12 protein-coding genes are annotated in these 10,938 nt (G+C 65.2%); 6 read left to right on the forward strand and 6 right to left on the reverse strand.

Annotated elements, in window-relative coordinates; all coding sequences use genetic code 11:
- Nucleotides 1–102: 102 nt before the first annotated feature.
- Nucleotides 103–1,794 (reverse strand): bifunctional diguanylate cyclase/phosphodiesterase, encoded by a 1,692-nt coding sequence (locus tag UP10_RS31150; RefSeq protein ID WP_044591041.1) that lies wholly within the window; start codon nucleotides 1,792–1,794, stop codon nucleotides 103–105.
- A 240-nt stretch (nucleotides 1,795–2,034) separates the two neighbouring features.
- Here UP10_RS31150 and UP10_RS31155 point away from each other — a divergent pair, with 240 nt between their 5' ends.
- Nucleotides 2,035–2,319, forward strand: coding sequence for a hypothetical protein (locus tag UP10_RS31155; protein ID WP_044591042.1), 285 nt, complete (start codon nucleotides 2,035–2,037; stop codon nucleotides 2,317–2,319).
- Nucleotides 2,320–2,331: 12 nt separating this feature from the next.
- Here the strand turns inward: UP10_RS31155 and UP10_RS31160 are convergent, their stop codons facing one another.
- The 3 genes from UP10_RS31160 to mtgA all read right to left on the reverse strand — a co-directional run bounded on the left by UP10_RS31160 (nucleotide 2,332) and on the right by mtgA (nucleotide 4,108).
- A complete protein-coding gene (locus UP10_RS31160) occupies nucleotides 2,332–2,940 on the reverse strand; it encodes a hypothetical protein (protein ID WP_044591036.1) in 609 nt (202 codons plus the stop codon).
- Nucleotides 2,941–3,095: 155 nt separating this feature from the next.
- Nucleotides 3,096–3,281, reverse strand: coding sequence for a 50S ribosomal protein L32 (gene rpmF / locus UP10_RS31165; protein ID WP_044536294.1), 186 nt, complete (start codon nucleotides 3,279–3,281; stop codon nucleotides 3,096–3,098).
- A 155-nt stretch (nucleotides 3,282–3,436) separates the two neighbouring features.
- Nucleotides 3,437–4,108: a monofunctional biosynthetic peptidoglycan transglycosylase gene (gene mtgA / locus UP10_RS31170; RefSeq protein ID WP_044591043.1), complete on the reverse strand. Its 672-nt coding sequence runs from the start codon at nucleotides 4,106–4,108 to the stop codon at nucleotides 3,437–3,439.
- Nucleotides 4,109–4,292: 184 nt separating this feature from the next.
- On the opposite strand from mtgA, the gene UP10_RS31175 reads away from it, so the two are divergent.
- Together UP10_RS31175 and UP10_RS31180 are read left to right on the forward strand one after the other, a co-directional pair.
- Entirely contained in the window at nucleotides 4,293–5,213 is a 921-nt protein-coding gene (locus UP10_RS31175) for a polyprenyl synthetase family protein (protein WP_044591044.1), read from the forward strand.
- A 16-nt stretch (nucleotides 5,214–5,229) separates the two neighbouring features.
- Nucleotides 5,230–5,910: a DUF1345 domain-containing protein gene (locus UP10_RS31180; protein ID WP_044591037.1), complete on the forward strand. Its 681-nt coding sequence runs from the start codon at nucleotides 5,230–5,232 to the stop codon at nucleotides 5,908–5,910.
- 3 nt (nucleotides 5,911–5,913) lie between these two features.
- Here the strand turns inward: UP10_RS31180 and UP10_RS31185 are convergent, their stop codons facing one another.
- Nucleotides 5,914–7,797 (reverse strand): caspase family protein, encoded by a 1,884-nt coding sequence (locus UP10_RS31185; protein ID WP_044591038.1) that lies wholly within the window; start codon nucleotides 7,795–7,797, stop codon nucleotides 5,914–5,916.
- A 190-nt stretch (nucleotides 7,798–7,987) separates the two neighbouring features.
- A complete protein-coding gene (locus tag UP10_RS31190) occupies nucleotides 7,988–8,458 on the reverse strand; it encodes a GFA family protein (RefSeq protein WP_156180398.1) in 471 nt (156 codons plus the stop codon).
- A 63-nt stretch (nucleotides 8,459–8,521) separates the two neighbouring features.
- On the opposite strand from UP10_RS31190, the gene UP10_RS31195 reads away from it, so the two are divergent.
- From UP10_RS31195 to UP10_RS31205, 3 genes are all read left to right on the forward strand, one after another.
- Nucleotides 8,522–8,896 carry a nuclear transport factor 2 family protein gene (locus tag UP10_RS31195; RefSeq protein ID WP_044591039.1) on the forward strand — a complete coding sequence of 125 codons (375 nt, stop codon included), beginning with the start codon at nucleotides 8,522–8,524 and terminating at the stop codon, nucleotides 8,894–8,896.
- Between the two features lie 110 nt (nucleotides 8,897–9,006).
- Nucleotides 9,007–10,614 carry a Na+/H+ antiporter gene (locus tag UP10_RS31200; RefSeq protein ID WP_044591040.1) on the forward strand — a complete coding sequence of 536 codons (1,608 nt, stop codon included), beginning with the start codon at nucleotides 9,007–9,009 and terminating at the stop codon, nucleotides 10,612–10,614.
- Between the two features lie 81 nt (nucleotides 10,615–10,695).
- A partial coding sequence (locus tag UP10_RS31205) for a transposase (RefSeq protein ID WP_502692175.1) occupies nucleotides 10,696–10,938 on the forward strand: 243 nt, incomplete at its 3' end.

Genomic DNA, 10,938 nt, shown 5'->3' on the forward strand with positions numbered 1-10,938 from the left:
TTTGCTGGCCGATGCAGCCATCCCGTCGCAAGCAGCGCGACTTCTCGCACAGCCTGCTTCGCCGGGACGACACCTTTAATTAATTTGGCTGGCTTTCGTGGATCACCCCGCCGCCGGCAGCACCTTCCCGGCCGACGGGCTCCACGGCCGGTCCGGCGATGCGAGGCCGATCAGGCGGCCCTGGATGAAATCGCAGCCCCATTCGCGCAGCATCGCAGCCGCCTCTTCGTCCTGCACCCATTCGGCAACCGTCTTGATCTGCAGGCGCCGCGCGAGATCGATCAGCGTCTGCACAAAGGCGCGGTCGTCCGCCGAGCGCGCGATGTTCTGCACGAAGGCGCCGTCGATCTTCACGATGTCGACGCCGAGCTTGCGCAAGTTCCGGAATGAAGTGTAGCCGGCACCGAAATCGTCGATCGCAATCCGGCTGCCGAAATTCTTCAGCCGCGTGACGAAGCCGCGGACGTCGTCGATGTCCTGGATCGCGACCGTCTCGGTGATCTCGACGATCAGCCGCTCACCGACACCGGGATGGGCGCGCATCAGCGATTCGATCGTGGTCCACCAGTCCGGATCCATCGTGGTATCCGGCGAGATGTTGAGGCTGAGCTGCACCTCCGGCGCCGCCGCAAGCTCGGCGACGGCGAGCTCGAGCACGCGATGATCAACCATCCGGATCAGGCCGAGCCGCTCGGCAACCGGCACGATATCGGGCGCAAGTAGCGCCCGGCCGTCGTCCTGCTCCATGCGGACCAGGCATTCGTAGAATGCCGGTTGCCGCGAGCGGGCGTCGACGACGGGCTCGAATCCGACCACGATCCGTCGCTCGTTCAGCGCGGTGACGATCTCGTCGGTGACGCGGATGTTGACGCGACGCTGGGCGTCGCGCTCGACATTCGGCTTCCACAGTGCGAACGATCCGGCGCGGCGGCTCTTGGCGGCGTCCAGAGTCTCCTGGGCGCGGTTGATCGCCTCCTCCGCGGATCTGGCGTAGCGCGGAATGGTGACGGTGCCGATCGAGGCCGTCACCGATACCGGACCGGAGCGGGTCGGCACCACGTCATCGCGCACCGCGGCCAGGAACCGCTCGGCCGCGACATTGGTATCGTCGACGGTGCAGTTGCGCAGGATCAGGCCGAACTTGTTGCCGGAGAAGCGGCCGAGCATGTCGCCGCTGCGCAACCGCGCGCGGATCCGCTTCGCGACCTCGGCGATCACGGCGTCGGCGACATCGAAGCCGAACGCATCGTTGACCCGCGCCAGATGATCGATGCCGATCAGCATGAAGGCGCAGGACGAGCGGAAGCGCGCGCATTCCTCGATCGTCTCGGCGAGCGAGGCGATCAGATGGGTGCGGTTGAGTTCGTTGGTGAGCGGATCGTGCCGCGACAATTTCAGCAATTGCTCGTCGCGGGCATGACGCTCGTTGTTGACGCGGATGATACCCTGCACCCGGGCCGGCCTTCCGTCCGCACCGGCAAACCAGCAACCGGTCTCCTCGATCCAGAGCAGCGGGGCTGAGCTCGCGGCACGAGCGCCGTATTCGATCCGGTAGGGAACGGCCTCGCCGCTCCGTGCCGACGCACCCTGCCCGAGCGCCTCCGATCGCACCGCGCGCGACGGCTCGATCAGCTTGGCAAACTCAGCGCCGCTCGCGAGCGACCCGGCCGGAATGTCGGGAAACACCGCCGCAGCATTGTCGCTCCAGGCGATCGCATCGGTCGCGAGATCCCAGGCAAACGTCGCCTGCCCAAGTGAGGCGAGGATGCTGGCAGCTGGCGGGACAGAGGGCATCAAGCTTGCCTCGATTTGGGACACCATCATCGGGTGATTCTACGCCCAGAGATAGTGGTTCCGGCGAATCGAACGCTAGGTGAAGTTGATAAATAATTTGGAAACCACATTTGACGAAGCCCCCGGAACGGACCGGGCACGGTCGGCACAATTTTTGCGGTTGGCAGGTTACTAAGAGACGCCACGTTACTAAGAGACGCATCGTCTCAACACGTGACGGTTCAGCCGGGTCTGATCACAATGCCGGATATCGATCAATCAGAAGAACGGGACGGTGAAGTCGACGGAGACCGCGGCGCCACCAGCACGGCTTTGGTGCCGCTGGCCACGACGACCCAGTGGGCACCCAAGATCCCGCTGCCCCATCCCGATCCGTCCTTCGTCACACAGCTGATCGCAACCGCCGCGCATGAAGCGCAGACCCGCGAGCTGCGGCGCGGATCGCCGGCCGACGCACAGCATGCGTACGAACCGGACGCCCGCGAACGCCGCAGCGTCACACGGCGGACAAAGCAAATTATCTAGCGACGGTTGTTTCTACCGCGGCGCGTCGGGGGATAGCTGGTCGCCCGGCTGAAGCTCCGGCGAAGTGACCGCGGGCTGCGCTGGCTTCGGCCCATCCTTATCCAGCAACACCGATTCAGCCACCGAAACTGCGGCCGGAACTGGCGCTGGCGAAGGCGCAGCAACGGGCGCTGGTGCAGCTGCGGGCGCGACGTGCACTGGCGCCGGCGCGGGCTCGAACTTCTCTGCGCGCTGCTGCGGCGCCACCGCAACCGCGCGGCGGCGCGTGCGCAGCGCAATTCCGGAGATGAAATCGACCAACGCAAGTAGCGTCAGCAGGCAATAGATCGAGTTGCCGAATTTCGGCCAGAGCAGGAATTCGGCCGCCGCCGCGCCGAACACGATCAGCGACAGCAGATGATCGGTGAGATATTTCGCGCCCGGCCGCGCGCCCTTGATCACCTCGAGCATCAACAGCAGCATGCCAGCGGCAAGCAGCGTATCGCCCAGCGTGACCGGCCATATCTCGCCCGACATCAATGTCAGCTTGATCAGCGGGTCCGTGAAGGACACGCCGGGCATCAGGAAGGCGATGATGTTGTAGACCGCGAGCGGAACCAGCAGCAGCGGAAAACCGACCATCGGGCAGGGCCTTAATCAGAGAGACCTTAATCAGGGAGAACCGAGCAAGGCGGCGATGCACCGGCTTCGCCGCGGACGCGCGCGCCTTGATCGCACGCGTTGGCCGAATTCAGCTGCGACGCCGCAACATAGCGGCGCGCAGGCCGACCGTTCGATCAGGACTCTTTCTTGGCCTTCAGGACCTGGCGGCCCTTGTACATGCCGGTCTTCAGGTCGAGATGGTGCGGGCGGCGCAGTTCGCCGGAGTCCTTGTCCTCGACATAGGTCGGGGTCTTCAGCGCATCGGCCGAACGGCGCATGCCACGACGCGACGGCGAGGTTTTTCTTCTGGGAACGGCCATAACGGGTCCTCTAGGGGTGTTGCGGAGGCATCGTCCAAAATACGGACGGGCACAGCGCTGAGAGCGCAGGGTGCGATGCCGGTAAGGCCGCGCTTATAGAGGAAGGGACCAAGTAAATCTAGGGTGGGATTGAGCAAAAAGCGCCAGAAATCGGCTCAAGAACCACGATTTTCGCGCCAACAGCGCTCGACCGCATTGGCCCGGGCCATATAGGTCCCGGACAGCCGGCGGACCCCCGGGCCCGGGCTGTGGGCGCTCCGTTTGACCGGATTCGGCAGGATCGCCGCCAACAGCGCCGCCTCGCGCGGTGACAGCGCGGCAGCGGAACGACCGAAGGCAAATTGGGCCCCCGCTTCGGCGCCGAATTGCCCGGAGGGGCCCATCTCGGCGATGTTGAGGTAGATTTCCAGGATCCGCTGCTTGGGCAGCACGAAATCGATCCAGAGTGCGAGCGGCAGTTCCAGGCCCTTGCGGATCACGCTGCGGCCCGGCCAGAGGAACAGGTTCTTGGCGACCTGTTGGGTGATGGTCGAGCCGCCGCGCGCCACCTCGCCATCCTCGGCGTCATCCATCACCTCGCGCAGCGCCCCCCAATCGACGCCACGATGGCTGCAGAATTTGGCGTCCTCCGAGCCGACCACGGAACGGGGCAGATATGGCGAAATCGCGCCGAAATCGACCCAATGCCGCGTCACCGGGGCACCGGTCAGGGTCCGCCACGCCATCAAGGCCGAGACCGGGTGGCCGGCGCGGTAGAACGGCGCCACCAAATAAGGCGGCAGCAGCAGGGCCAGCAAAAGCAGCAATGAAATTCGGACGATGCGCAAAACGGCGATTTCCGGCTCGGACGCGGTCCACGTCAGCCCCAAAATGGCCGGCGCCACTTGACGTCTGTGTGATAATTCACGGTTTTTCCAGCACTTTTAAGGCGCGATCCATCGCAGGGTGGAATTGACGAAGCCGATGCCATCAACGATTGTCCGGCCGAAAATCGATCTGGAGCAATTCTTAATGACGACCGGTACTGCAGAGTTTTCCAAGCGGCTGGACCAGACCGCGGAGGATACCGAAGCCCTGCTTGCGAAATTGCTGTCCGATGCGACCGTAACAGATGAGATCGTGCGCCCGAAGCGGCTGATCGAGGCGATGCGCTATTCCAGCCTCGGCGGCGGCAAGCGGCTGCGGCCGTTTCTGGTGGTCGAGAGTGCGGCGGTGTTTGGCGTGTCGCGCGAGGCCGCGCTGCTGACGGGTGCGGCGCTCGAATGCATCCACTGCTATTCGCTGATCCACGACGATCTGCCGGCGATGGACAATTCCGACCTGCGCCGCGGCCGCCCGACCCTGCACAAGGCCTATGACGACGCCACCGCGATCCTCGCCGGCGACGCACTGCTGACGATCGCCTTCGACATCATCACCCGCGACGAGATCCACAAGGACGCCAATGTCCGCCTGCTGCTGACCCGCGCGCTGGCGCGTGCCTCCGGCGTCGGTGGCATGGCCGGCGGCCAGATCCTCGACCTCGCCGGCGAAGGCCGCTTCGGCGATCGCGAACCGGTCGACGTCGCCCGCCTGCAGCAGATGAAGACCGGCGCGCTGTTGCGCTTCGGCTGCATCGCCGGCGCGATCCTTGGCCAGTCCTCACTGAGCGAATATCAGGCGCTCGACGATTACGGCAAAGCGCTCGGCGAGGCCTTCCAGATCGCCGACGACCTGCTCGACGTCGAGGGCGACGCGGCGGCACTCGGCAAGCCGGCCGGCGCGGATGCGGCGCTTGGCAAGACCACCTTCGTCACCCAGCTCGGCATCGAGGGCGCCAAGCAGCGCGTGCGCGACCTGCTGGCGCGCGCCGATGCCGCGCTGTCGATCTTCGGCGCGAGGGGCGACGTGCTGCGCGCCGCCGCGCGCTTCGTCGCCGAGCGCAAGAACTAGGCGGACGCGGCAGCCAATGGACAAGGATTTCGCCGACCACCTTGTTCGCTTCAGGAAGCTGCCGATGCCGGTCCGCGTCGTCGTGGGCCGGCCGCGCATGTTCGGTTCGATCGCCTTCGGCATCGTGGTGGCGCTGCTGGCACCAGGCTCACCGCGGATGGTGACCCGTCTGCTCGCGGGCTGGGATGCCTTCGCCCTGCTCTATCTCGTGCTTGCCTATGTGATGATGCTGCGCTGTGGCGTCGCCCATATCAAGCGCAGCGCGGTCGTGCAGGACGACGGTCGCTTTCTGATCCTGGTGCTGACAGCGCTTGGCGCGTTTGCGAGTTTGGCCGCGATCATATCCGAGCTCGGCGCTGCGAAGGACAATCCATTGGCCCTGGCGGTCGCAGTCGCCACCATCGCCCTGTCATGGGTTGTGGTTCACACCGCGTTCTCGCTGCACTACGCCCATGAATTCTATCGTGGCAAGAAGCCCGGCGGCCTGCAGTTTCCGAGCGGCGACGAGCATGTCGACGCTGACTACTGGGACTTCGTCTACTTCTCGTTTGTGATCGGCATGACCGCGCAGGTCTCCGATGTCGGCATCACCGACAAGATCATCCGCCGCACCGCGACCGTGCACGGCATCATCTCGTTCGTGTTCAACACGGCGCTGCTGGCGTTGATGGTCAATATCGCGGCGAGCGCGATTTAACCTTCAGTTGCAGACCTGCACATTACCGACGCCGGCGTAGGTTGGGACGCCCCCGCCGCCGCGGTATTCGATATGACAGCCGTGCAGGAGCGGCTTGCAGCCGGTGTTATCGCAGACGATCTTGCCGCGGTCGCGGTCACTCTCATTCCTCACGCTCGCCTGCGGGCGCGGAATGGCCGCGGACGGCACCGACGGCTCCCGCTGCGGAACATAGGCGCGTTCACGCCGCGACGGACGGTCGTCGCTATCGCGCTTGGCGACCGGCCTCCGCCCGCGTTGCCTTTCGCATTCATTGTCGTCGTTGAGGAACGAGCCCTCGGCGCAGACGACCCTGGTGCAGTGGTCGCCGTCAACCTTGTAGCCATGCTCGCAGGCCAGCGGGCAGACTCGGGACTGCTTCAGCTTGACGGCATCGAGCGTGTCGAGGCTCGCGGTCCTGGCGTCGAGCTTGGTGCCGGCGTAGCGGTTGAACAGCGTCAGCGAACGCTGCGAAGCCGCGTTCCAATCGCCATCGGCGCTACCGGTCAGGCAGCCGACGCGGCGCAGTTCGGTCTGCACCGATTTGGTGACGTCGGCTTTGGTGACGTCGACCTGGGGCGACCCGGCGGTCAGCGCGGCCACCGTCGTGGTCTTGTCAGCAGGCGCGGGAGCCGCGGCCACCGGCGGCTGGGCCGCGGCCTGATCGGCGGCAGCCTTGTCCGCGGCAAGCCGCTTCTGTTCGGCGGCGGCAGCCTGGTCCTGGGCGATCTGCTTGGCCTGCTCGGCGGCAAGGCGCGCCTGCTCGGCGGCTTTCGCATCGGCCTCGGCCCTGGTTTGCTGCGTCTTCTGCGCACCCTCGGCGACCAGCCGCGCGCGCTCCTGTTCGGCAAGCCGCGCCTTCTCAGTGGCGGCGACACGGGTATCCTCCGCCGAGAACTTCTCGACCTGCAGCTTGGCGAGGTTCGCGTAGTAGCCGTCGGGATGCTGTGCGAGGAAGGCGTTCATCGCGCTCTTGTTGCCGATCTGCAGCGCGAGCTCGTAATCGCGACGGGTCTCGGACTGCGCCGTGGGCGCCGGCGCAGCCGGTGCCGCGGCAACCGGTGGCGGTGCAGGCCTGGCTGGCGCCGGAACTAGCGCAACGTCTTCGCCGCCGAGCGAGCCATAGACGAACGGTTCCTGGCGGTTGTTGGTCGTCTTGAGCACTTCGTCGCGCACATAGCCAAACGCACGGCGGACATCGAGGCCCGGCGTCGGCAGATATTTCGACAAGGCGGTGGTAAAGGGACTGTTCTTGCCGTCGCCATCGGCCGCCGTGGAGCCGGCCTTCGCCGAATAGGCGATCAGCACATTCGGGCTGGTCGGCTCGACCTTGGCGAGCCCCTGCCCGATCGCCCGGGTCGCCAGCGTCCGTTTCATGGTTTTGGCAAACGGGTTGTCGCGGCAGGCATCGAGGATCACCAGCCGCAATTTCCGCGCTGGCTCGATCGCGACCAGGACGCGGTCGAGCGAAAGCCCTTCGTCGTAAATGTCGGTATCGCGTTCCAGCTTGGCATCGACCGGGATCAGATAATTGGCACCGTCCACCTCGATGCCATGGCCGGCGTAATAGACCACGGCGATATCGGCATCGCGGGCGCGGTCGCCGAAGTCACGCAGCGCGCGGCGGGTTTCGGCGGCGGGCAGATCGCGGCGGAAGTCCACGGAATCGAAGCCGGCAGCCTTTAGCGTCGCGGCCATCACGGCGGCATCGTTGCCCGGGTTCGCCAGCGGCGCGGTGTTCCTGTAGGCAGAATTCCCGAGCACCAGCGCCACGCGCTTCTCGGCGAAGGCCGGTTGGCACACGAGCAGCAGGAAGGCCGCGACAGCGAGAGCCAATCGATTCAATTTGAGGAACCCGGGCCTGTTCATGGTGACCGTCCCAGAATTTAGCATTTCTAGCACGCCTATCCGACTACCAGAAGCGACCCCCGGCCTTTGTGAGGTACCTCACGATCGACGCCAGTGTGGAGCGGGCCGTCCTGACTGTTAGTCGGCGAAATGGACGCTCGGTTCGGATTTTGCTGGCCAGCCATTGGGCATTACCGGGCCGGACGCGGATTTATTCCGCCCCGCGCGTGACGTGCTCCTGATATTGCGGCAGGTCGTCCGAGATCACGTCCCAGGGCGCCTTGGAGCCGACGAAGATATGCGCGCTCGGCCGGATCGCCGGCTCATCGCGTAGCGTTCCCATCGTGACATGGACGTAGGCGCCGTTACGGACGAGGGAATAGAGCAATGAGCCGCATCGCGCGCAATGCGCGTCGTGGGCCGCAGCACCACCATAGATCATGAGGCTGTCGGCGCCGTCGACGACGGTCAATCTCTCACGCGCGATCCCGGCAAACGGCTTGAACGCCGAACCCGTGGCGCGCCGGCAATTCGAGCAATGGCAATTGAGCGCGTAGGCAAATGCGTCCGCGACCTCATAGCGCACGGCACGGCAGAGGCATTCGCCGGTAAGGATGCGGTCGTTCTGATTTGCATGTGCGGTCACGGCTGATCCCTCACGCTGATTTTTGTTGCCGGCCATGGCGCTGCCAGGCGGTTCATGGCTAAATCCTATCAGACCAGATCCTGCCGGGAGGACCAACCGATGAGCCATGATCGATCCAGCGTCGAAAGCGTCGTGCAGACCTATTTCGACGGCCTTTATGAGGGCGACGCCGACAAGCTCGCCGCGGCCTTCCATCCCAGTGCCGACCTGCGCTGGGTCGAGAAAGGCGAATTGAAGGTCCTGACCGTGCCTGACTGGCTCGCCTGGGTGCGCAAGCGTCCGTCGGGGAAGGCAGAGGGTAAGCAACGCGAGGACTTCATCGTCACCATCGACCGCTCCGACGACAACACCGCCTTCATCAAGGTGCGCTGCCAGCTGCCGCCGCGCTTCTTCACCGACTATCTGGTGGCGATGAAGCTCGCGGAAGGCTGGCAGATCGTCTCGAAATCCTATCGCTACGACCTGAAGGACTGATCGAGCGCGTCTGACGTGCTCCCGGACGACAACTCCGTGACATGGTCGAGCGGGCCGGCGATGGCCCGACCGCATTGACTGCCGCTCTTTTCCGGGCGAATTGAGCCGTCATGGAAGCCAGATTTCAGATCTTTCTCATCCTGCTCGGCGTACTGGCGGGAACCGCCCTCGTGGCTCGGCGGGTCAATATCGCCCCGGCGATCCTGCTGCTGCTGGTCGGCATCGTGCTCGCCTTCGTGCCGGGCATGCCGTTGCTGGAACTGCCGCCGGAACTGGTGCTGCTGGTCGTGCTGCCGCCGCTGATCTATTCGGCGAGCGTCGCGATGAGCTGGCGCGAGTTCAAGGCCAATCTGCGGCCGATCATCCTGCTGTCGGTCGGCTGCGTGATCTTCACCGCCTTCATGGTCGCGGCCGCGACCCACTATCTGATCGGCCTGCCCTGGAACGTCGGCTTCCTGCTTGGCGCCATCGTAGCCCCGCCCGACGTGGTCGCGCCGCTGGCGATCGCGCGCAAGCTCGGCATGCCCAGGCGCATCCTGGTGGTGCTCGAGGGCGAAGGTCTCGCCAATGATGCGACCGCGCTGATCCTCTATCGCTTCGCGGTGGTGGCGATCTCGACCGGGCTATTCTCGCTGCCGAAGGCGACCGGCACCTTTTTTGTCATCGTCGCCGCCGAGGTCGTGTTCGGCACGGCGATCGGCTGGCTCAGCCTGCGCGCCCGCCGCCGTGCCCGCGATTCCCAGGTCGAGATCACGCTGTCGCTGATCACGCCCTATCTCGCCTACTGGATCCCCGAGCATTTCGGCGGTTCCGGCGTGATCGCGACCGTCGCCTGCGGGCTCTATATGAGCTGGAACGGGCCACTGCTGATTTCGGCCGCGACGCGCCTGCAGGGCATCTTCTTCTGGGACCTGATCATCTACCTGATCGAGGGCCTGCTGTTCCTGCTGACCGGGTTCCAGATGCGCTCGCTGTACGAGAAATCGAAGGCGTTCCCGCTGCACGACATCCTCGCGGCCACGGCGCTGGTCGCCGTCATCGTGATCGTCGCGCGCTTCCTCTGGGTGTTTCCCGGCACCTATCTGCCGCGCTGGATCAGCCAGCGCGTGCGCGACCGCGATCCGCTGCCGTCCTGGCGCGCGGTGTTCGTGGTGGCCTTCACCGGCGTCCGCGGCGCGGTCTCGCTCGCCGCGGCACTGGCGCTGCCTCTGACGCTGCCGAACGGCGATGCTTTCCCCTATCGCGACCTGATCCTGTTCGTCGCTTTCGGCGTGATCTTCGTGACGCTGGTCGGGCTCGGCCTCGGACTGCCGCCGGTGGTGCGCTGGCTCGGCCTCGCCAAGGACGGGCGCAGCGAGTATGTCGCGGAGCATGAATCGGAAATCGCGGCGCGGCGCGAAGCGCTGGACGCCGCGCTGAAATCGCTCGACGCCATCACCGACGATCGCGAACTGTCCGACGAGGTGGTGAAGCTGCTGCGCTCGCGGCACGAAATCCGTTCCAACCAGCTGCCAGATACCCTCGACCCCGACAAGCACGACGCCTCCGCAGCCGGTACCGCGCTGACGCGCGAACTGATCGCCTCCGAACGCAAGTTCATCCATGCGCTGCTGCGCGACGGCAAGATCACCGACGAAACGCGGCGCCGCATCGAGCGCGACCTCGATCTCGAGGAAGCGAGCCTGAGCAACCGGGAGTATCGGAGGACTCCGTTGTAGTCCCGTCGTCCCCGCGTTCCAGGCTGTGTGAAAACCTGATCGGCTATTGTTGTCGGGATCGGGCTTTGATTCGAGGTTATGATGGCGCATGTGACGGGCCAGTCGCGGTATCAAACGACGCTTTTTCCTGAGGTTCTGGACGAGGTGGTGGGGCGCGACGATCCGGTTCGGGTGATCGATGCGTTTGTAGATACGCTGGCTCTTGCGGAGTTGGGATTTTCGAAGGCTGCGGCCGAGGAACTGGGTCGGCCGCCCTATGCGCCGGGCGACCTGCTGAAGCTTTACATTTACGGCTATTTGCACCGGGTGCGGGCGAGCCGTCGG

It is taken from the genome of Bradyrhizobium sp. LTSPM299 (genome assembly GCF_000938235.1).
Lineage (GTDB): Bacteria > Pseudomonadota > Alphaproteobacteria > Rhizobiales > Xanthobacteraceae > Bradyrhizobium.